This is a genomic window from Sorangium sp. So ce1504 (assembly GCF_051521635.1).
In the GTDB taxonomy this organism is placed as follows: Bacteria; Myxococcota_A; Polyangia; order Polyangiales; family Polyangiaceae; genus Sorangium; species Sorangium cellulosum_B.
This window is the reverse complement of sequence record NZ_CP150365.1, coordinates 7,931,952-7,952,349: the sequence shown is the minus strand read 5'-3', so window position 1 is coordinate 7,952,349 and position 20,398 is coordinate 7,931,952. Positions and strand designations below refer to the sequence as shown.

At 69.6% G+C, this 20,398-nt stretch carries 16 protein-coding genes; 10 read left to right on the top strand and 6 right to left on the bottom strand.

From position 1 onward, the window contains the following. Positions 1-131 precede the first annotated feature (131 nt). Positions 132-539, bottom strand: a complete 408-nt coding sequence (locus WMF39_RS29865; protein ID WP_437739890.1) for a hypothetical protein — start codon at positions 537-539, stop codon at positions 132-134. Between the two features lie 568 nt (positions 540-1,107). Between WMF39_RS29865 and WMF39_RS29860 the strand changes: the two genes are divergently transcribed. Beyond that, complete coding sequence (locus WMF39_RS29860) at positions 1,108-1,401, top strand: hypothetical protein (RefSeq protein ID WP_437739889.1); 294 nt, start codon at positions 1,108-1,110, stop codon at positions 1,399-1,401. 188 nt (positions 1,402-1,589) lie between these two features. Here WMF39_RS29860 and WMF39_RS29855 read toward each other — a convergent pair whose 3' ends face one another. Next, a complete protein-coding gene (locus WMF39_RS29855) occupies positions 1,590-2,069 on the bottom strand; it encodes a YbhB/YbcL family Raf kinase inhibitor-like protein (protein WP_437739888.1) in 480 nt (159 codons plus the stop codon). A 51-nt stretch (positions 2,070-2,120) separates the two neighbouring features. Further along, the gene (locus WMF39_RS29850; RefSeq protein WP_437739887.1) at positions 2,121-3,464 is read right to left on the bottom strand and encodes an erythromycin esterase family protein; all 1,344 of its coding nucleotides are present in this window, start codon (positions 3,462-3,464) and stop codon (positions 2,121-2,123) included. A 1,328-nt stretch (positions 3,465-4,792) separates the two neighbouring features. Between WMF39_RS29850 and WMF39_RS29845 the strand changes: the two genes are divergently transcribed. The 6 genes from WMF39_RS29845 to WMF39_RS29820 all read left to right on the top strand — a co-directional run bounded on the left by WMF39_RS29845 (position 4,793) and on the right by WMF39_RS29820 (position 10,124). Continuing rightward, a complete protein-coding gene (locus WMF39_RS29845) occupies positions 4,793-5,881 on the top strand; it encodes a glucuronyl esterase domain-containing protein (protein ID WP_437739886.1) in 1,089 nt (362 codons plus the stop codon). Next, a complete protein-coding gene (locus tag WMF39_RS29840) occupies positions 5,808-6,167 on the top strand; it encodes a glucuronyl esterase domain-containing protein (protein ID WP_437739885.1) in 360 nt (119 codons plus the stop codon). The genes WMF39_RS29845 and WMF39_RS29840 overlap by 74 nt, the downstream gene beginning before the upstream one ends. 256 nt (positions 6,168-6,423) lie before the next feature. Beyond that, a complete protein-coding gene (locus WMF39_RS29835; protein WP_437739884.1) occupies positions 6,424-7,230 on the top strand; it encodes a hypothetical protein in 807 nt (268 codons plus the stop codon). Positions 7,231-7,454: 224 nt separating this feature from the next. Further along, the gene (locus tag WMF39_RS29830) at positions 7,455-8,612 is read left to right on the top strand and encodes a sensor histidine kinase (RefSeq protein ID WP_437739883.1); all 1,158 of its coding nucleotides are present in this window, start codon (positions 7,455-7,457) and stop codon (positions 8,610-8,612) included. Then, complete coding sequence (locus WMF39_RS29825) at positions 8,609-9,265, top strand: response regulator (RefSeq protein ID WP_437739882.1); 657 nt, start codon at positions 8,609-8,611, stop codon at positions 9,263-9,265. The genes WMF39_RS29830 and WMF39_RS29825 overlap by 4 nt, the downstream gene beginning before the upstream one ends. A 130-nt stretch (positions 9,266-9,395) precedes the next feature. After that, positions 9,396-10,124, top strand: a complete 729-nt coding sequence (locus WMF39_RS29820; RefSeq protein ID WP_437739881.1) for a DUF2306 domain-containing protein — start codon at positions 9,396-9,398, stop codon at positions 10,122-10,124. Here WMF39_RS29820 and xylA read toward each other — a convergent pair. After that, positions 10,105-11,436, bottom strand: a complete 1,332-nt coding sequence (gene xylA, locus WMF39_RS29815) for a xylose isomerase (protein WP_437739880.1) — start codon at positions 11,434-11,436, stop codon at positions 10,105-10,107. The genes WMF39_RS29820 and xylA overlap by 20 nt on opposite strands. A 1,016-nt stretch (positions 11,437-12,452) precedes the next feature. Between xylA and WMF39_RS29810 the strand changes: the two genes are divergently transcribed. Next, positions 12,453-13,982 carry a hypothetical protein gene (locus WMF39_RS29810; RefSeq protein WP_437739879.1) on the top strand — a complete coding sequence of 510 codons (1,530 nt, stop codon included), beginning with the start codon at positions 12,453-12,455 and terminating at the stop codon, positions 13,980-13,982. Between the two features lie 176 nt (positions 13,983-14,158). Next, the gene (locus tag WMF39_RS29805) at positions 14,159-16,582 is read left to right on the top strand and encodes a substrate-binding domain-containing protein (RefSeq protein WP_437739878.1); all 2,424 of its coding nucleotides are present in this window, start codon (positions 14,159-14,161) and stop codon (positions 16,580-16,582) included. Positions 16,583-16,773: 191 nt separating this feature from the next. Here the strand turns inward: WMF39_RS29805 and WMF39_RS29800 are convergent, their stop codons facing one another. Then, the gene (locus WMF39_RS29800) at positions 16,774-17,217 is read right to left on the bottom strand and encodes a DoxX family protein (protein WP_437739877.1); all 444 of its coding nucleotides are present in this window, start codon (positions 17,215-17,217) and stop codon (positions 16,774-16,776) included. Positions 17,218-17,389: 172 nt separating this feature from the next. Between WMF39_RS29800 and WMF39_RS29795 the strand changes: the two genes are divergently transcribed. Next, on the top strand, positions 17,390-18,328 hold the full coding sequence (locus tag WMF39_RS29795) for a LysR family transcriptional regulator (protein ID WP_437739876.1): 939 nt from the start codon (positions 17,390-17,392) through the stop codon (positions 18,326-18,328). Positions 18,329-18,523: 195 nt separating this feature from the next. Here the strand turns inward: WMF39_RS29795 and WMF39_RS29790 are convergent, their stop codons facing one another. Next, positions 18,524-20,389, bottom strand: coding sequence for a vWA domain-containing protein (locus tag WMF39_RS29790; RefSeq protein ID WP_437739875.1), 1,866 nt, complete (start codon positions 20,387-20,389; stop codon positions 18,524-18,526). Positions 20,390-20,398: the final 9 nt, after the last annotated feature.

Sequence of the window (20,398 nt, the reverse complement as noted above, 5' to 3'; positions counted from 1 at the left end):
GGCCGCTTGTGGCCGCCGGGGTGCGGAGTGGGGCGGAGCCCCGAGGAAACCAGCCAGGTCCGCCCGCGCGAAGCCGCCGCGAAGCGGCGCAGAGGTCCGGCCATTCCTGGCCGGACCTCTGGCCGGTGGAACTAGTTGTCGAAGAGGATGTCGGCTTGACCGGACGCCGGCGCGTCGTTCAGCGCGATCCTCCTCCAGCCTCCGTGGCCACGGCCGTGGCCACGGCCGTGGAAGCCCCCTGCGTTGGCCGTCGCGACACCGACGTTGCCGTACCCGCCTGCCTGGGCGACCGACGACTGGGCGACGGACCCCGAGGTCCCGATGGCGATGCCCGCGAGGCCAATGTTCGTCGAGGTGGCCACGTTGGCCCCAGGGTACCCGTAATACTGCGCCACCTTCTCGGGCGTCCCGGCGCTCGCCTCGGGGTGAAGGGCAGAGCGACCCTTCAGGCTCGAGGTGGCGGGCGTCGCCGCCTGCGCCATCGCCACGCCGACGAACAACGACATACCAGCGACCGCGGTGATGATCTTTCGTGTCATGTTCTTCCTCTTTCGTTCGATCTCGTGATGGTTGATGGTCAGAGAGGCCAGACATGCCAGCTGCGTTTGCCGACCGCGCGGAGCCCCTGCGTTCGAGCAGCTCCACCGGACTCGGAGCATCCAGCCAGCTCGCGGGTCATGTGCCCCTGTGTGCTGCCTGACCAAAGAGCACTCGTCGTGCCAGCCGCGCTCTCCGCTGGCCAGCGCGCGCTGCGCCTCTCGCCGCGCCAATGTACAGGCCGCGGCCGCTCGGCGGCGGTATCCGCCCGCGGTCGGCTTGCGTGTTCGAGCAAACCATCGCGCGCAACCCTTTGCTCGGATTGTCGCGTTCGAAACCGCGCTCTCGCCGAGCGTGGTGAGGATGCGGCGTGACAGGCGAGCTCAACCCGCGCGGCCGGGCTGGCTGCGCCGTTTGAACATCGCGGACACACGCGGGGCAGCGCTCCCGTACCTGCCGCGGCGCCGCGAGCTCGGCCGCCGGCCGCGCCATTCGGCACGCCGCGTGCCTCGGCCCCTGCCAATCAATGATGCCCGATCATGGAAGCATCGCTGACCAGGAGGAGTGAAGATGAGCGGTACGCTGTTATCGGTGTTCGTGTTGTCGATGCTGCCCGCTTCCGCGGCGCTCTGGAGGAGCGCGGCCGCGGAGGCCGTGGACGGCAGAGCAGGGGCGTCGGTCGACGCCAATGAGCTTGATCCTTGGCAGGCCAGCGACGCTGAGGTCGCGGCGGGCGGCGAGGATGACTCCATTGCCTCGTGCGTCGCCACCTGCCCGAAGGGCGATAAGGTCGTCACGTGTCCTGAGGGAGTGTGTCAGTGCCACTGTGACGATGGCGGTCGCCCGGTCTGCAAGTGCGAATGAGCGCACGCCGAAGGCGCGTCCATGGCGCATAGCGAGGTGTAGATTCGTGTGATACGGGCTCATCCGCCAGGCAGGCGAGCGAGGCCTACAAAAGTACGCCGCAGCGAGCCGAACGACGCGGATGAGCCCGCAGCGCGCGAAGGCTCGCGCGAGGTCGAGCGCGAGGAGCGGCCGATGGCGCTCGGCTCCTACGAGCCGCCCCTCTTCTGGTACGTCCCGACAAGCTCGACACGCGCGAGGACGTGCCCCTCCATCGCCTTCTCGAGCTCCACCTTCGTGAGCCCGCCTCGCGGGGGCAGCACCGTGTCGAGCGCATACAGCTTGAAGAAGTAACGGTGCTTGCCGATGGGCGGGCACGGGCCGCCGTAGCCGGCGCGCTTCCAGTCGTTCCTTCCCTCGAGCGTGCCCGCCGGCAGATCGGCCTTGCGCGCGCCCTCGGGCAGGCCGCCGGCGTCGGGCGGGATGTTGTAGAGCACCCAGTGGACCCACGTCGTCTTGGGGGCGCGTGGATCGGGCGCGTCCGGGTCGTCGACGATGAGCGCAAGGCTCCTCGTGCCGCCGGGGATACCCGACCAGGAGAGCGCGGGCGGCACGTCCTTCCCCTCGCAGGTATGCACGATCGGGATCACGTCGCCATGGTGGAAATCGGGAGATTGTAACGAGAGCATCGGCTCACCTCGCCCAGCGCGCTTTGCACTGCGCGCGCCATGCAGCCGGCGTCACACGCCGGAGGGGTAGGTCTCCGGCGGCTCCTTCTCGGCCCGCGGCGCGATGTGCAGGGGCCGGACGGCCTGTGACTCGTCGACGAAGACGAGCGCGTCGTAGCGGCGCGGCAGCACCGTCGGCACGTAGTTCCCGTACCCGTCGTACTCGGGGTGGTAGACGACGCCGACGGCGCGGTGGCCGCGCCAGGCCAGCGACTCCTCCGGCAGCCGCCCCGGCTCGAAGATCAGCAGCTGATCCCGGCCGCCCGCCTCGTGCAGCAGGTCCTCCCAGCTCTCGGGCCGCCCGACCGGCAAGCGCATCACCTCCATCGGCGCGTCCCACGCCCGGGCGGCGATCACCGTGCCGCGGTGGGCGCCGAAGGCGACGAGCGCGACGCGCTCCTCCCCGTGGCGCTCGCGGGCGAGCTGGCCGAGGTTCACCTCGCCCCGCTCCGCCATGTCGGTGAAGCGCGCGTCGCCGATGTGCGTGTTGTGCGCCCAGACGATCGCGCGGCCGCGCGGGCCGTGCTGCTCGAGCAGCCGATCGAGCGTCTCGGCCATGTGCCGATCGCGGACGTTCCACGACGCCGCGTCGCTGCGCACCATCGCCCGGTAGTAGGCCTCGGCGTTCTTGACCACGAGCGCGTTCTGCTCGGCGACGAAGTGCCCGTCGCGCCCGTCGGCGCCGAACTCCGGCGTTCTCTTGCGCACCTCGGCGAGCAGCTTGACGGCCTCAGCCTGGCACGACTCCGGCACGAGCACCGTCGCCCGGGCGTACTCCTGGGCATCGTCGGCATACGGCTCGAAGCAGCGCAGCGCGCGCCGTGCGGCCGGCAGCGCGTCGGGGGCGGCCCCCTCCAGGTAGCGCATGACCTCGCGGAGCGAGTCCCAGAGGCTGTAGACGTCGAGCCCGTAGAAGCCGACCCGCTGCTCCTCGGGCCGACCCTCGTTGTGCCTGCGCAGCCACTCGACGAGGTCGGCGACCTCCTCGTTGGCCCACATCCAGGTCGGCCAGCGATCGAAGGCGCGCAGCACCGCGCGGGCGCTGCTCCCCGCGTCCGCGTAGCCCTTCACATAGCGGTTGACGCGGTAGCAATCGGGCCAGTCGCCCTCGACGGCGATGAAGGAGGCCCCCGCTTCGACGATCAGCCGCCTGGAGAGCGCTGCGCGCCACGTGTAGAACTCGCGCGTCCCGTGCGTCGCCTCGCCCAGGAGCGCGCAGCGCGCGCCGCCGATGCGCTCGATCAAGGGGTCGAGATCGGCCGTGGAGCGCAGCGGCCGAGCCAGCGCGCGGAGCGCGGCCAGGAGGTCGGGCGTCGCGCGCGTCCCCGGCTCGATGAGGCGTTGTAGTCGAGCCATGATGAGATCCTCCTGGGGCGCGGCGGCGGAACGGCAAGCTCGCGCGGGGTAAGGGCGAGCGTGCAGGCCGCCTGGCGGCGGAAGAAGGGCCGCCCGGCGCCGCTGAGCCCGTGCCTCCGCGGGCGCATCGCCGCCGGAGTGCGGTTCGTCCTCCGACGAGGAGCAGACGACCAGACTCCACGTGAACGCGACGCGACGAACAAAGTCTCGCCAACAGGCGTCGCTTCTCGGATGTCCCTCAGGTGCGAGCTTTCGCGAGGTGTTCCCGGAGACGATCCGGAGGGGTCGCCTCGACTACAAGCTTGTTGAACATTTGCATCCTTGCCAAACGCTGCGCGCTCCGGTCGTACGATTCCCAGCGATAAGCGTGATCGAACTGCCCTCCGCTGGGAATGGGCATCTGGTGATGTCGTTCCGGCCAACCGTCTCCAAATCTCTCCCCCCGACGGCCCTCCTCCCCTGTTCGTCGCGCGCGGCCCCAGCGACAGCCCCGAGACCGCCGGCTCCGAGGCTCTTCCCTCCGGACCCGGCTGGACCGGAGGCGTCGTCCGGGGAGAAGTTCTCCTCATCGAACGACGTCCGCCCACCGCAGGCGACTGCAGAGGACCCGGGGAGGAAGCGAAGAGCTCGCGCTCGAGCGGAGCGCATCGCCAGATCCGGGACTTGCTCCCAGGCCCCGGGAGCGCCGCTCTCATAGCTCAGTTTACGGGTCCTCGGCCTGGCGGCGAACGAATCGCACCGCGCCCTGAAATCTCTCGTTCACGTCCCATTGGCATACTCACAGCGCAAATTCGCACGCGTCGCGAAAACAGCGTCACCAACGCGAAAAACGCACAAACTTCACACTCGTCTGCTATAAGTACGGCGGCTTTTCGCGTGTCGGGTACCACCTGTCATGTACCCGTGTCGCACGCCGCCACTGCCCTCGAAACATGGAGGCCTTCATGTCTGTCCGTTCTCGTGCCTCGCGCAAATTAACCGCTCTCGCGATCCCCGTCCTCGCCCTCTTGAACTTCCCTGGCTGCGCTACAGAAGTAGGATCCGGCGGTGCCGGGGGAGATGCTTCGGGCTCAGGCGGCGGGACCCCGAGCGGGAGCGGGGGAGTCACCTCGGGTGCAGGCCCCGCGACCAGCGGTGCTTCCACGAGCAGCGGAGGCGCCGGTACGGGCGGCGGTGCCGCGACGAGCGGAGCCGGCACGGGCGGCTCCCCGACCGGCGGGGCCAGCACGACCAGCGGGACTGGCGAGGCTAGCGCGACCAGCGGGACTGGCGGCGGCCAATTCACGTGTGTCCTGCCAACTTTGCCCGAGCCGAGCGGTCTGACCGAGGTGAACGAGAAGCTCCCGGATCCGTTCACGTTCTTCAACGGAACGAAGGTCACGACCAAGGAGCAGTGGGAGTGCCGCCGCAAGGAAATCCTGGCCATGGCAGCCAAGTACCTTTACGGCCCGGTCCCCGGCGAGCCGGATGAGGTGACCGGAACCGTATCCGGAGGTACCGTTTCGATCACCGCCAAGGTGGGTGGAAAATCAGAGACCTTCTCGGCGAGCATCAGCGGATCCGGTAGTGTGATCGCTCTCAAGTTGTCGGGTGGGATTTTCCCGTCGGGCAGCAAGACGCTGTCGTTTGGAAGCGGCTTTGAAGGCAAGATTAGAAATCTTTTCGGCTTGTCCGAGGTCAACACCAACATCGCCAACGGGTGGATGATTGACCGGGTGATGGACGTGCTGGAGAAGAACCCGGGCAGCGGGCACGATCCCACGAAGGTGATGGTGTCGGGGTGCTCCGGGTGTGGAAAAGGCGCTTACCTGGCGGGTGTCTTCAGTCGCGCGCCGGTGGTTGTCATCGTGGAGTCGGGCGGCGGTGGTGTAGCCAACTTGCGCCAGGCGGAGTGGTTCAGGCACGGTGAAGGTGGTTCTGTCTGGCAGTGCAAGGATGCCAAGCCTCAGAGCATCGACAACCTCGAGGACAGCGGTATCTGCGGACCCTGGGTGACGAGCGCGGCCCGCTGGCTCCGGAACGACCCCTCGAAGGTATACAACCTCCCCTTCGATACGCACATGCTCCTGGCGACCATCGCTCCACGGCACCTGGTGCACTTCACGAATGCCAATGGCAGGGACTCATGGTGTCACCTGGGTGGGACCTGCGAAGCGCTCTCCGCATGGGCGGCAAAGCCGGTGTGGAAAGCGCTCGGTGTTCCAGAGCGCATGGGTTTTACGATGTACAGCGCAAACCACTGCGGCGCCTCGGGCACTCAGACCGCCCTCGCAGGCGAGATGTTCAAGCGAGCGTTCGAAGGCAATACCAGCGCAAACACGGACGTGATGAGCATCCTGGACAATGGCGTTCAGCAGCCGGTCAGCGAATGGAAGAGCATGTGGATTGACTGGGATATGGATACAGTGCTGCAGTAGTGATGCCCTTGGGGGGCATGACCGCCATTCTGGCCTTGCCCCCCTTCGGCGTGATTGCCGGGCGGCGATCGTTCGCCGTCCAGGGCCGGCTCGCTCGCCGGTGACGAGCAGACGATCAGACGCCCGAGCCTCCAAGTTCCATGGGAACGCGGAGAGTGGCGCGCTGACCGCCTGGGCCTGGGGCGCGAGCCGCATCCTCGATGCCCTCGAGACCACGCCCGGCCCCCTCCCACCATCGGTCACTCCACCATCGGTCACCAACGTAAACGTAAACGTTCGGATGTAGGAGAAGGCGGCGCGAGGCTTTGACGCCTCTGCGGGCGCACGGTCCAATCAGCGGACCGGCTGAGAAAAGCGGAGACCCAGATCGTTGCAGGTCGCCGTCGCCTCGAGCGCCGTTGCGGGCTTGACGCTCCTGGAACGTTTCGATTTCCTCCTCTCTCATGAGCGGTGTGAATTCAGTTGCCGGAATTGCCGGAGAAGGCGCAAGAATCCGACGGTCGGCTCCATCGTGGCTCGACCGGCTGACGTCGATGGCCGCGGTGTCGTTGCTCGTCGCGTGCGGTTCGGGCGATGGGAACAGCGCCAGCACCGGCGACACGGTCACGGGGGGCTCGGGCGGCGCAACGAGCGGGACCTCTCACGGTCCGTCGGGAGGTCTGGGCGGGGGCAGCGACGGCGGCGGGGCGGGGGAGGGCGGCTCGGGCGGAGACACGGACCCTGGCGCAACGTCGGGCGCCTCTGCTGGGGGCGCAGGTGCGGCCGGAGAGGGCGGCGCTGGAGATTGCGAGAGCGGCCCGGAGGCGCTCGAAGGCAGCGTCCATCAAGGCGATCTGCTCATCGCGTCGGACGCGGACGCCCTCGCAGCGCGCGCTTACTCCACGATCGACGGCACGATCTCGGTCAGCCCCGACTTCGCCGGAACGCTCGACTTGCCCAGCTTGCTCGAAGTCGGCGGTATCCAGGCCGAGGGCGGTGCCTCGAGCGGGGAGCTGGTCGCGGCGCAGATCAAGGCGATCCGCATGCCGAACCTGGTGCGTGTCCGCGGTACGTTGTGGATCTATCTGGCGTTCGAGCTGCTGGAAGCCGACTTTCGCAAGCTCGAGACCGTCGACGAGCGGTTCTGGATCCATCGAAACACGGAGCTCGCGGCGCTGCGGCTCGATGCCTTGCGCAGCGTGGGCGAGGACGTACAGATCACCGACAACTTCAAGCTCCAGGCATGCGCCCTCGAGAGGATCGAAGCCAACCTGCGCGCGGCCGGCACCACCAGCATGAACATCTCCGGAGGCGTCCAGGAGACCGGCTGTGAATGCAGGCTCGTCTGCGGACAGGGGCTCTGCTTGTAACGAGCGCCGGTCCGTGGCCGAGTCGAGGACGTGAGCCATCGGACAGGGGGGCTCCCTGCCGGCAGCTTCGGGGCGTCGATCCGCGCGGCGCAGCGGACCATCGCGAGAGCGCCCCCATCGAGGCCTCGTGCACGGCGTCCATCCGGTCTATGCTGCGACCAGCACGCCAGGTCGTCGTGCTGGTTCGCTCGAGCGATGGGTGTGGAGTCAATCCGGCTCTTCTCATGAGGCAGGTGCGCGCGTTCTTTCGATCCGTGTGGTCCGAGCCACGAGCACCGCACCCCCCTCGACGCGTCCGGATGGATTGGGTGCTCCTGGCCGCGTTCGCCGCGCTCGGCTCGCTCGAGGTCGCGATCCGGCGCGACCTGCCGTGGCGGATCGCTTCGCTGGTCCTTTGCATCGGGCTCTTGCCGACGCTGCTCTGGCGGAGGACCAGGCCGCTGCGGATGGTCGTGATCGCGTTCGGCCTCCTCATCGCGATACAGCTCGCCGTGATGGCGACCGGCAGCGCATCGCCAGGGCTCTACGCGATGGTCTACATGGTGCTGCTGCCCTATTCGTTGTTCCGGTGGGGTACGGGGCGTGAAGCGATGATCGGGCTGCCGATCATGGTGACCTCGGCGGCGGTCGACATGATCCGTTCTCATGCCAGGACCGGCGATGTCATCGGGGGCTACGCCGTCCTGCTCTCCACGATGGCGCTCGGCGCGGCGGTGCGCTACCGGGATCGCGTGCGCCTGCGAGAGCTCGATGAAGCCAAGCTGGCCGAGCGAGAGCGGATCGCCCGCGACCTGCACGACACCGTCGCCCACCATGTATCGGCGATCGCGATCCGCGCGCAGGCTGGCCTGGTCGCCGCGTCGGCTCGCCCCGAGGCTCCCGTCGACGCGCTCCGCGTGATCGCGGACGAGGCGTCTCGCGCCCTCGGCGAGATGCGCACGATGGTCCGGCTCCTGCGCCGCGGCGAGTCGGCCGAGCTCGCGCCGAGCCCGCGGGTCGCCGACCTCGGACAGCTCGCAGGCCCATCCGCCACAGGGGCTTCCGTCGAGGTGAAGTTGACCGGGAGCTTCGATGACTTGCCATCGTCGGTCTCCGCCGCGATCTTTCGCCTCGCGCAGGAGGCGATCACCAACGCTCGCCGACACGCTCGCCACGCGACCCGGATCGACGTGGAGGTCACGGCCGACGACACGTCCGTACGTTTGCGGGTCACCGACGACGGCCAGGGGACCCACGCTGGCCATTCCACGTCGGCGGGATACGGGTTGGTCGGCATGATCGAACGAGCGACGCTGCTCGGCGGCACGTGCCATGCGGGCCCGGGCCCACGGCGCGGCTGGACGGTGACGGCCGTGCTGCCTCGGAATGGACGGACAACATGAGCATTCGCGTCATCGTCGCCGACGATCAAGAGATCGTCCGCACCGGGCTCAGCATCATCCTCGACGCCCAGCCTGACATCGAGGTCGTGGGCGTCGCCGGCGACGGACACAAGGCCGTGGAGCTGGCGCTCGCCCTCCGTCCCGACGTGTGCCTGTTCGACATCCGCATGCCAGGAATCGACGGCATCGAAGCTACCCGACGGCTCGCCGGCCCGGCCGTCGACCGTCCCCTGGCGGTCGTGGTGATCACCACCTTCGATCATGACGACTACGTGGTTGGCGCCCTCAAGGCCGGCGCCCGCGGCTTCTTGCTGAAGGACGCCGGTCCCGAGCTGCTCGCGCAGGCCATCCGCGCCGCCGCGAGCGGCGACGCCTTGATCGCGCCACGTGTCACCGCCCGCCTGCTCTCCTCGTTCGCCGCCTCTCGCCCCCAGCTGCCACGAGCACAGCCCGCGGAGGCCCTCACCGCCCGCGAGGAGGAGGTCCTCCTCATCGTGGCCCGCGGTCGAACCAACGCCGAGATCGCCGACGAGCTCCACATCAGCCTGAGCACCGTCAAGGCCCACATCGCCAGCCTCATGACCAAGCTCGGCGCGCGCAACCGGGTCGAGATCGCCATCTGGGCCTACGAGACCGGTCGCGTCCGCGACTGACCCGTCGGCCCGGGGCCAGGTGGCGGTGCACCTGGCCGAAAGTACGATCGCCCCATCGGGCAATCGGCCGACCCAGATCCGACTTTTGCGCCAATTGCGACGCAACCAGGGCCGTCCCTAGCTTGGCGGCATGACGAACGAGAGCACCACGACCCCCTCGGCGAAGCGAGACTGGCTCGTACCCGCGCTTCTGCTCGGCCTCAGCGCGGTCCCCGTGGTGGCCGGCGCCTTCCGCCTGGCCGAGCTGAGCGTCGGCGCCAAGGTCACCCCGGACAACGCCCGCTTCTTCGCTGCGCCCGTGCCCATCGTGCTGCATATCTTCAGTGTCAGCGTATTCTCGATCCTGGGTGCGTTCCAGTTCTCCTCGGGCTTTCGCCGCCGGAAGCCTCGCTGGCATCGCGCGGCGGGGTGGGCCGTGGCCCCGTCAGGGCTCGTCGCTGCCGCCTCGGGTCTGTGGATGCAGGCGTCTTACGAGCTCCCCAAGGGGGACGGCGACGCCCTCGCCGTTCTCCGGGTGCTGTTCGGCTCTGCCATGTTCATGTCGCTCGTGCTCGGCCTTGTCGCCATCTCGCGGCGCGACTTCGTCCGTCACGGCGCCTTCATGCTGCGCGGCTACGCGATCGGCCTGGGCGCGGGGACTCAGGTGCTGACCCACATGCCGTGGGTGCTGCTCGTCGGCGTGCCGGGCGAGGGCGTCAGAGCGCTCCTGATGGGCGCCGGCTGGGTGATCAACGTCGCCGTCGCGGAGTGGATCATCCGCAGGAGAGCTACATCTCTTCGGAAAGAAAAACAGCCGGGCGCGCAACGGCGCCCGGCTGTCGTTCCCTCGATCGCTCGGCTTATCGGATCCAGCGATTGATGATGTTTTCGTACAGCTCCTGCTGACCGCTCGTGAGCTTGACCTCACCGCCAGCGTTGCCGATCTCGGCCAGCTGCTCCAGCGTCAGCTTGCCCTGCTCGAAATCGGCGCCCTTGCCGCCGTCGAAGGACGCATAACGCGCCTTGCGCATCGCCTCGAGCGGCGACTTGCGGATCAGGTCGTCGGCGATGAGGAGCGAGCGGGCGAACACATCCATGCCGCCGATGTGCCCGTGGAAGGTGTCGATGAGATCGCTCGAGTTGCGGCGGCGCTTGGCGTCGAAGTTGACGCCGCCGCCCTGGAACCCACCGCTGCGGAGCAGGATGAGCATCATCTCGACCGTCTCGTTGATGTTGTAGGGGAACTGATCGGTGTCCCACGCGTTCTGATAGTCGCCCCGGTTGGCGTCGATGCTGCCGAGCATGCCGTTGTCCGCGGCCACCTGCATCTCGTGGTCCATGGTGTGGCCGGCGAGCGTCGCGTGGTTCGTCTCGAGGTTGAGCTTGAAGTCCTTGTCCAGGCCGTGCTGGCGCAGGAACCCGATCACGGTCTCGGCGTCGAAGTCGTACTGGTGCTTGGAGGGCTCCATGGGCTTGGGCTCGATGAAGAAGACGCCCTTGAAGCCGCGCGAGCGCGCGTAGTCGCGGGCGATGGTCAAGAAGCGAGCGAAGTGCGCCTTCTCGCGCTTCATGTCCGTGTTCAGCAGGCTCATGTACCCTTCGCGGCCGCCCCAGAACACGTAGTTCTCACCGTTCAACGCGATGGTCGCGTCGAGGGCGTCCTTGAGCTGGGCGCCGGCGTAGGCCAGCACGGAGAAATCCGGGTTCGTGGAGGCGCCGTTCATGTAACGCGGGTTGGAGAACAGGTTCGCCGTGCCCCACAGCAGCTTGACGCCCGACTGCGTCTGCTTCTGCTTGGCGTACTCGACGATGCTCTGGAGGCGACGCGACGTCTCGGCGCGGTTCTCGCCCTCCTCCACGAGGTCGATGTCGTGGAAACAGTAGTGCGTCGCGCCCAGCTTGGTGATGAACTCGAAGTTCGCGTCCATCTTCATGCGAGCACGGGCCAGCGCGTCCTTGCCCTCGTCCCAGGGGAAGTTGATCGTCCCCGGACCGAACGGATCGTGCCCGCGCCCGCAGAACGTGTGCCAGTAACACACGGCAAACTTGAAGTGATCCTTCATGGCCTTGCCGGCGACGACGCGGTTGGCGTCGTACCACTTGAAGGCGAGGGGGTTGTCGGACTCAGGCCCCTCGAAAGGGATCTTGCCAACACCCGGGAAGTACTCTCTGTCTCCAGTGACAACGGTCATAAACGGATCTCCAGCTCGTGGTTTGCGTGTGCCTTAGTTCAGAGGGCGCCTTCGACAACGGTGTCCGCGGGGTAAGCCCCAGGGCTCTGGTCTCCAGGCCAGGGTGGAGGCGGTATCTCCACGCCCGCGCTGGGCTTCCAGGCATGTTGCGTTTGTTGTGGCTCCAGCGCTCCTCAAGTCAGGTGAACCACCGGCGCGCATCAATTGCGCGCGTGGCGGAATCGGCGGGCTAGCAATAACATGGTGCCGGGTCGGAGGCTAGGGTGGGCCTCCGGCGCCTCGCACCGTTGACTCTGGCTAGCTGTGCCGCGTCAACCTCCCCGCACGGACGAGCCGCGAGACCATACCGAGGTTGGCTTCGCTGCCCTCGCTGGATCCGTCAAGGCGCTCGTGCTGCCGCCCCCTGCGATGCCGGCCGTGTTGAGCGAGCCGGTCCACGGCGGCGGTATCTTACAGCGACATGGCATTCAAGCGCCCGGCGGCGGAACTTCCACGTGGGTGGCGCCCGAGAGGGGCCAAGCCCTGCGCGTCCGTCGCTTCGCTGAGGCAAGGACTCGCCCGCATCGTTTGCCGCCAGCCGCGTTCGCACGGACGCTTCGCTCACCTACCAGGTCAGCGTGTGCGTGTCAACGCTCGTCAGGACCCGCGTGACGGAGGGCGGTCGGTGGTCTGGAGCGGGCGAGACTGCGGCCATCGCGGCGGATCGCGAGCGACGGTCGGCGCCGCAAGCGCGTCGCCCAGGGGCGCCTCGGGTGGCGCAGGAGGCCTCGCCGAGCCGCCGGGCCCCCTCACCGGGGGCCTGCGGGAGGAGCCGGGGACTGCTCGCGCGGCGGTGGGTGAGGGGATGTCCGCCATCGATGGCTGTTCTGGTCCAGGGTGCTGGCGTGGTGTCCTGGCCGGCGAGATCTCCGCACAGGACGCTGAGCGCCACGGCGCGTTCCTCAGGCGCCGCGCGGAGATTCTGCCCCATGAGAGGCCGGCTCGCGCGGTAGCGTGACGAGATGTCGAGACGAACCATGCGAGTCATCTGGCCTTTGGTTCTTATCACCTTGCCCCCGGGCTGCGCTGGCGAGTCGGGCGGTGAGGTGTCGAGCAGCGGGGGAGGAGCGTCGAGCGGGAGCGGGGGAGGAGCGTCGAGCGGGAGCGGGGGAGGAGCGTCGAGCGCGAGCGGCGGCGGGGCATCGAGCGGGAGCGGGGGAGGAGCGTCGAGCGCGAGCGGCGGCGGGGCGTCGAGCGCGAGCGGCGGCGGGGCGTCGAGCGGGAGCGGCGGAGGTGCGGGCGGGGATCCGGGCCCAGGCGCGTGCGGCGTCACCCGGGACCGCATTCGCATCACCCAGGTCGACGTCGGGGGCCGCGTGATCAACAACGAGGATGAGGCCGCGCTGAAGCCGCTCGTCATCTCGCCGATACCGTCCGGCGGGTCGCGCCTGGCATGGATGAGCGACGACGGACAGGTCCACGTCCTCCAGCTCGACGCCGATGACAAGGCCGTGGGGCGCTCGTTCGGCTTGCCGGCGAACGACTTCGCCGACCTCTACGCCGACGACGACGGCGGCGTGCTGCTGCTCACCCGCGATGCGGAGGGCGGCGGAACGCTGAATTGCGGCACGCCCTCGAACCTGTGCGGTACGCCGCCGTCCCCTCCGGTCGCCTGTCACGACATGTACATGGTCCGCTTCGACGGCGAGCGCGCGACCTGGGCGACGAAGCTCACGAGCTCGAGCGCCGCGCTGCCGCCCTACTCGACCGGCCCCACCGGGCCCGAGGTGTACATGATCTGGTGGTACGCGCACCACGGCCGCATCGCCTTCGACGGCTCGCGCTATGCGGGCTATTTCGGCGCCGCGATCAGCGTCTCGCAAGGCGGGTGCATCAACATCCACCAGGGCGATCGCATGAAGGTCGTCGACGCGAACGGCGCGCTGCAGAGGGACGGCTTCGACTGGGGCTGCAGCCACAGCGGTTACGAGCGCATCCTCTGGGACGACAGCGCCCGGAAGTTCGTGACGGTGTGCAAGACCGACAACAACAACCGCATCGCGCTCGCGCCGAATTACAAGACCATCTATCCGGTCGATCTCGCCTACTCGAACCTTGGGAACCTCGTCACGGCGGCCGGCGGCGGCTACTGGCTCACGGCGAGCAATATCCGCTCGGGCCAGCCGGCGGGCGCGAACGGGCTCGCGGACGTCCGGCTGCTCCACTTCACCGACGGCGCCGCGGACAAGGACCTCACGATCGCCAGCGACGCGGGCATGAACCACCGCGCTCCGCACCTGGCCGCCTACGGCCGCTCCCGCATGCTCGCGGCCTGGGAGACCACGATGAGGGCCGGCGATATCGCCCGCAACGACGCGGCGCGCGCGCTGTACGTACAGACGCGCGATCGCGCCACCGGCGAGGCCGAGGGCGAGCCGCTGGAGGTCGACGTGCTCGGCAATCGTTACCAGGACTTCGTCGCGTTTCCCGACGGGAGCGTGGCCTTCGCCGCGCCCGGCAGCTCGAACACAACGATCCAGGTGCTGCGCATCCTGCCCTGCGAGTAGCGCGCGCCGCGCGGACGACTCGTCACCTCCCCGGCGACCTCGGCCGTCGACGGCGGCCCGCGAGCCGGCCCACACACCTGGGGAGATGGGCAAATCGACCTTGACAGAACTGTGGCTCATCGCGCCTTCTGGGCCACCGCGTCGCGCGTCGTGACGGCGGATCGAGCGGGACCCGTATGCGCCATGGGGTGGATCTCTTCGCGACATTGCAGCAGATCGTGCGACGGGCCATGGCGATCGCGCCGCGGGCGCCGCGCGGCAGCCTGCTCCTCTGCGAAGGGAACCGCCTCGTTTACAGGGCGCTCGAAGGGTTCGACGCGTTCGCTCGGCAAGGGGTGAATCTCCCGACGGACGCGGGCCTCGCCACCGGAGGCGGCCCGCGCGCGGCGCCCGAGGCGGCGAGCGGGATGTGCGTTGTCAGTGCACATGCGTGGTATGAAGCGCACCTGCCTCTCGCGATCGCGGCAGAGGGCGCGGTGCCCGCCGGCGCGGGGGTGCTTGTCGCGCCCGTCGTCGTCCGGGGAGCGCCGGCAGGCTACCTCGCGCTGGAGCAGGCGACCCTCGAGCCTCCGCAGGGCGAGCGCCGCGCGATGCTCGAGGTGTTCCTGGACGCCGCCGGGGCCGCGCTGGAGCGGCACAGGCTCTATGACGAGAAGGCGAGATTGGCCCAGGAGATTCGCCTGCTCGAGCAGGTCCTGAACGCGGTGGGCACCACGGTGGAGCCGGACCACCTGCTGGACACGCTCGCTCACGGCATCAAGAGCGTGCAGATCGACCAGCAATGGGCCTCGGTGGAGCTGTGGCTCGTCGAGGACGCCGGCGGCGGAGAGGGCGCCGTGGCCGCTTCGGGCGAGCTTTCCGCCCGCGTGTTCCGGGCCGGGCGGTCGGCCCCCATGACGTACTTCCACACCCTGCGCGACGGCGCGGTCGACGCCGCGCGCGGCCTCGGCATCTCCGTGGATTTCCGCCTCGGGCCCCCCGGCGGCCCGGGGGGCCAGCGCGAGATCCTCGAGGACGGCATCCGGCGGGGTGTGGACGGCATCATCATCGCGCCGGGCGCCCCCGAGGAGGCGGAGGAGGGGTTCCGGCGCGCGGCGGAGGCGGGGATCCCGGTGATCGTCGTCGACACGCCGCCGGTGCCGGGCAGCCGGGCCCCACTTTATATCGGCACGGACAACGTGGCGGCGGGCAGGCTGGCGGGCGAGGTGATGCGGCGGCTGCTGCCGAGCGGCGGGGTCGTGGCGCCGCAGCGGCCCACGAAGGACGCGATCAACACGCGCGAGCGCATCGAGGGGTTTTGCGCGGCGATGGAAGGGGCCGAGTTCACCGTGCTGCCCCCCCACGAGGACAGCGAGCACGATCAGGAGCTCGGGACGGAGCTCGCGCGGGCGGCCCTCCAGCGGCGGCCGGACATCGCCGGCGCCTTCGGGGTGGCGGTCGGAGGCGGGCCGGCATGGGGCCGCGCCGCGAGGGAGATCGGCAGGGGCGGAGAGATCAAGATCGTCGCGTTCGATCTCTTCTCCGCGACGGTCGCGCTGCTCCGCCGGGGCGCGATCCACGCGACGATCGTGCAGCGCGAGTACGACATGGGGTATCGCGCCGCCGAGATCGTCCACTGGATGATCACCCGGGGCGTCGAGCCGACACTCGCGGAGCTGCCGGCCTCGCGCATCATCCACACCGGCGTCGATTGCGTCACCCTCGAGCACACGCCGTGGTCCACGACGCTCAGCGATCACCTCGCGCTCGACGCGGCCCGCCGCGTCGCGAGCCGGCGCGTCGAGGGCAACGCCGCCGGCCGGCCGATCGAGGTGCTGTTGATCGGCGTGGCGGCGCGCAGGGAGCCCGTCGTCGAGGAGCGCGTGTCCTTCTCGCCGCGCTCGCTGGTCGGCCGTGTGCTCGACGCCGGCCGCCCGCTCGTGATCGATCCGGCCGGGCACGGCGGGCGCGAGGACGCCTCGCTCCTCCGCAGGCACGCCGGCGCGCGGACGCTCGTCGGGGTGCCGCTGCGGGCGCGGGGCAGCGTTGTCGGCGTCCTCGTCCTGAGCAGCGAGCGTGAGGACGCCTGCGGGAGCGACGACGTGCCGTTCCTCGAGCGTGTGGCCGGCACCGCGGCCGTGGCCATCGAGAACGCCCGGCTGTTCAGCCGGATCTCCGAGCGGACCACCGCGCTGGAGCGGTCGAACCAGCTCCAGGAGTCGATGCTCCGGACGATCCATGAGCTGTCGAGCCCCGTGGTGCCGATCGCCGATGGAATCCTGGTCATGCCCGTGGTGGGCACGATGGATGCCCAGCGCTCGAGCCGCTTCATCGAATCGCTGCTGAAGGAGATCCACGAGCACGACGCGCAGGTGGTGCTGATCGACGTGACGGGGATGGCGGTGGTCGACGCCACGGCGGCGAACCAGCTCGTCCGGGCGGCGCAGGCGGCCGCGCTGCTCGGCGCGGAGGCGGTGCTCGTCGGCGTGACCGCGGGAGCGGCGCAGATGATGGTCGCCCAGGGCCTGGACGTCGGCGCGATGGTCACGCACGTCGACCTGGCGCGCGGCTTCCGGTACGCCCTGGCGAAGACCGGCGGCCGCATCCTGTATCAGCGCTGACGGCGACGGCCGCCGCTCGGGTCAGCGCGCTGAAGCATCCCCTCGAATTCTCCGGAAACTTCACAGGGAGACGGGGAGGCGGGGAGGGAAATTTTCAAAATACTCCCTGTCTCCGAGCCTCCCTGTTCAATTTCTCCGCTGAAAATGGCTGCAAAATAACGGGATTCCTCAGGTCAGCGCGAACGGGCGGCTCAAGCCGCGCTCTCGACAGGCCGGAGCTTGCTCTGCTCCGCGCCGGCGCTCGCGTCGACGCGCGCGGCGAGCATCGGGCGGAACGCGGCGCGGTACGCGAAGGCGAGGTAGAGCTCGAGGGCGAGGATGAGCCATGACACCGGGTTCCCCGGCGCGAGGAAGGTGTGGAAGGCGACGATGTTCACGATGATGGGCGCGAGGAGCGCGAGCGCGAGGGGCACGTAGCGGTTCGAGAGCAACAGCGCGCCAGCGACGACCTCGGTCCCCTTGATGAGCGGGAACATGTACCCCGTCGCCGCGAGCGCGCCCGCGAAGCTGGCCGCGGCCTCCGGAGCCGGGGGCTGCGGCAGGAACTGCAAGAAGCCGTTGAGCCCGAACACGAAGAACACGAGCCCTTGCAGGATGCGGGCGGCGGTGGGGGCGAAACGCTTGACGTTGTTCATGGTGAGCCTCGCTGAGGTGTGGCGGGCTCTCCCGATCGGAGCGCCCACGCCTTTCCTGATGCGCCCTCGCGACGCCCGGTGCTATCGTGCAACGGCTCAACTCAACGTTGCGCTGGCGCAACCTGGCGAGAGCCCCCCGATCGGCGCCGTTTACCCCTCGTGAGGTCCTACCATGCCCAGCCCCCGCGCGGCAGCCCGAGCGCGCCCTGCCCGGGCGCCCCAGCTCGATGAGATCGCCGCGTTCGCCAGGGTGGCGGAGCTGGGCTCGTTCACCGCCGCGGCGGAGCAGCTCGGCGTCCCGAAGTCGACGGTGAGCCGCGCGGTGACGCGGCTCGAGGACGGCCTCCAGGTGCGTCTCCTCCAGCGGTCGCCGCGCGCCGTGGCGCTGACCGAGGCGGGCCGTCGCTTCTTCGGCGACGTGGCGCCGCACATCGCCGGTCTCCGCGACGCGGCGCAGGCGCTGGACGCCTATCAAGGGCAGCCCCAGGGCACGATACGGCTGAGCGCTCCCCCGGATGGTGGGGAGTCTTTCCTCGGAGAGATGCTCGTCGAGTTCGGGGCGCGTTACCCGCTGCTGTCGCTCGAGGTCGACATGTCCACGCGCCGGGTGGACCTCTTGCGCGAGGGCTTCGACGTGGCGCTCCGGGCGACGGGCGAGCTCCCGGACTCCTCGCTTGTCGTGCGCAAGCTGCTCGACTCCTACGTGCAGCTCTTCGCTGCTCCGGCGTACCTCGCGCGCCGCGGCCTGCCCCGCGCGTTCGACGAGCTCGTCGACCACGAGCGGGTGATGTTCCTCCCCAACAGCCGGCGCAGCCAGCAGCCCGTCGACGGCCCCCGCGCGGTGCGCGACGCGATGGCGACCGGGCGCATCGCGACCGACGATTTCCAGCTCATCCGCTCGGTGCTCCGGGCGGGGGGCGGTATCGGGCCGCTCCCGCGCGTCCTCGCCGCGCCCGACCTGGCGAGCGGGCGCCTCGTCCACGTGCTGCCGGAGTGGTCGCAGCGCGCAGGGACGCTGTACCTCGTCTATCCGAGCGCGCGGCACGTGCCGCGGAACGTGGCGGTGTTCCGCGACTTCGTCCTTGCCTGGGTGAAGCGGCTCGCGTGTTAGAGCGGCGGTCACCCGCTTCGGATACGGGCCCATCTCGACGTTTTCGGTGCTCAGCGCACAGGAGTGCGCTTCCGCGCCGAAAACGCCGATCTGGACCCGTCTCCTGTGCGGGTGACCGCCGCTCTGCGACGCTCGTACCAGGCTCAGCTGAAAACCGCTCTGCGACGCTCGTACTCGGCTCAGCTGAAAACCGCTCTATGGCTGGTTGTCGATCATCTTCTGGAGGGTCGCCGCGATCTCGAGGAGATCGGCGTCCGCGCCGGTCGTGTTCGCGGCGAGGACGGTCTCCCGGGCGGCCGAGAGCGCGCTCGCGCGCTCTCCGGGGCCGAGCTCGACGAGCTGCTTGAGGGCCTCGGCATACGCGATGATCGCCGCCGCCTTCGTGAGGTTGCCGTCGTCGATCCCGAGCCCTCCGAGCGTGGTTTGCTGCACGGCCTCCCTGGCCTCGCCGGTCGTCGCGTCGCGCCAGGTGACGCGGACCCGATACGGGTCGTTCGCGCTCGGCAGCGACGGGTCGCACGGGCGGAGGATCTGATACAGCATCATCGAGTCGCTCGGGGCGAGGTGCTGCGTGCGCACCTTGGCCGGATCAGGCGAGTACTCTTCTCCATAGAACTTCTGGATGCCGAAGTACGGCGGGAGCGTCAGCTCGATCCTCACGTCGCGCGCGGCGACGAGGACCGTCTCGGCGAACCGGTCGACGAAGACGCGCCTCGCCTCGTCGGCGCTGTCGAGATAGACATACGCGCCGCGGCCGGCGTCGGTGACCACGTCCATGAGCGTGTCGTTCACGCCGTCGCCGACGCCGACGCCGACGAGGTAGACGCCTTCTCCGTCCGCGTCCTCGGCGTTCTCTCCGATGAGCTCCTCCTCGGTCACCCCGACGTTGGCCTGTCCATCGCTGATCAGCACGACGCGGTTGATGCCGCCCGCGGTCCTGTGCGTGTTGGCGAGCGCGTACCCCGCGGCGAGGCCGCTGTACAGGTCGGTGCCTCCGTCGGCCTCGATCGCGCTCGCGACCCCGAGCAGCACGGGGTCGTCGGGGCCCGAGACGACGTGGCCTTCGAGCACGGGGCTCTGCCCCGTATTCCACGTGACCGCGTTCACGACGTCGCCCTCGATGAGCGTCGACGCGATGGCCCGGACAGCAGCCCTCTCGAGCTCGATCGGCTCTCCCGACATCGAGCCCGACGTGTCGAGCACGAGCGTGATCGTCATGGGCTCTCGCTCGGCGGGCGCCCGGCTCGACTGCACCGCGATCTGGAGCGCCAGATCGCCCGTGAGCACGCAGGAGCCGAGCTGCGATACGATCGAGAGCTCTCCCGGCTCGGCCGGGGCGAACGAGTACCGGTAGTAGTTGAGGAACTCGTGCGTGCGGATGACATAGGGGTCGACCAGCGGCGCGCCGCGCTCGATCTGGCGGCGGACGATGACCGGAGATGCCATCGAGTTGGAGTCGTCGGACGAGAGGTACAGCGTGAGCGGCGTGGAGAGGTTGACCCCCGCGCACGAGCCGCCGCTGGCCTGCGGCGTGAGCCGGGGCCCGGCGTTCCGCGAGCTGCCGGCCCCGCCGCCCGTCGTTGTGCTGCCGCCGGTCGTCGCGCCGCCGGCCGAGCCGCTGCCGCCGGCCGAGCCGCTGCCGCCGGCCGAGCCGCTGCTGCCGCCTCCGTCGCCGCATCCGCCGGCGCCGTCGCCGCCACCGCCGCCGGGCCCGCCTTCGGCGCATCCGCCCCCGGAGCCGCCGCTGCCGTCGCCGGAACCCCCGCTGCCCCCGGTGCCTCCTTCGCCCACGGGCGGCTCACCCGGCGGCTCTGCGTTGGGGTCCGTGGAGCCGCCGCTCGAGCTCGAGCCCACGCCCGTGCCCGTGCCCGCGCCCACGCCCGCCACCGGGTCGCGGCCGGAGCCGTCCCCCTCGCGGGTCGCGCCGCCGCCGCAGATCGCCGCCGGCGCCTCGCCCAGCTGGAGCGGCTCGTGCGGCGGCGCGTCGCTCGACGAGGAGCAGGCGATCGACAACGAGGCGGGGATGATGAGAGCGAGCGCTGTACGCTGAAACTGTGCCATGAACACCTC

What these genes read in the sequence shown, in the direction of transcription:
- WMF39_RS29860 (WP_437739889.1), top strand. Translation starts at nt 1,108, where the DNA reads ATGAGCGGTACGCTGTTATCGGTGTTCGTGTTGTCGATGCTGCCCGCT.
- xylA (WP_437739880.1), bottom strand. Translation starts at nt 11,436, where the DNA reads ATGACCGTTGTCACTGGAGACAGAGAGTACTTCCCGGGTGTTGGCAAG.
- WMF39_RS29840 (WP_437739885.1), top strand. Translation starts at nt 5,808, where the DNA reads ATGGCGTTCAGCAGCCGGTCAGCGAATGGAAGAGCATGTGGATTGACT.
- WMF39_RS29855 (WP_437739888.1), bottom strand. Translation starts at nt 2,069, where the DNA reads ATGCTCTCGTTACAATCTCCCGATTTCCACCATGGCGACGTGATCCCG.
- WMF39_RS29820 (WP_437739881.1), top strand. Translation starts at nt 9,396, where the DNA reads ATGACGAACGAGAGCACCACGACCCCCTCGGCGAAGCGAGACTGGCTC.
- WMF39_RS29825 (WP_437739882.1), top strand. Translation starts at nt 8,609, where the DNA reads ATGAGCATTCGCGTCATCGTCGCCGACGATCAAGAGATCGTCCGCACC.
- WMF39_RS29810 (WP_437739879.1), top strand. Translation starts at nt 12,453, where the DNA reads ATGCGAGTCATCTGGCCTTTGGTTCTTATCACCTTGCCCCCGGGCTGC.
- WMF39_RS29830 (WP_437739883.1), top strand. Translation starts at nt 7,455, where the DNA reads ATGAGGCAGGTGCGCGCGTTCTTTCGATCCGTGTGGTCCGAGCCACGA.
- WMF39_RS29800 (WP_437739877.1), bottom strand. Translation starts at nt 17,217, where the DNA reads ATGAACAACGTCAAGCGTTTCGCCCCCACCGCCGCCCGCATCCTGCAA.
- WMF39_RS29805 (WP_437739878.1), top strand. Translation starts at nt 14,159, where the DNA reads ATGCGCCATGGGGTGGATCTCTTCGCGACATTGCAGCAGATCGTGCGA.
- WMF39_RS29865 (WP_437739890.1), bottom strand. Translation starts at nt 539, where the DNA reads ATGACACGAAAGATCATCACCGCGGTCGCTGGTATGTCGTTGTTCGTC.
- WMF39_RS29850 (WP_437739887.1), bottom strand. Translation starts at nt 3,464, where the DNA reads ATGGCTCGACTACAACGCCTCATCGAGCCGGGGACGCGCGCGACGCCC.
- WMF39_RS29790 (WP_437739875.1), bottom strand. Translation starts at nt 20,389, where the DNA reads ATGGCACAGTTTCAGCGTACAGCGCTCGCTCTCATCATCCCCGCCTCG.
- WMF39_RS29795 (WP_437739876.1), top strand. Translation starts at nt 17,390, where the DNA reads ATGCCCAGCCCCCGCGCGGCAGCCCGAGCGCGCCCTGCCCGGGCGCCC.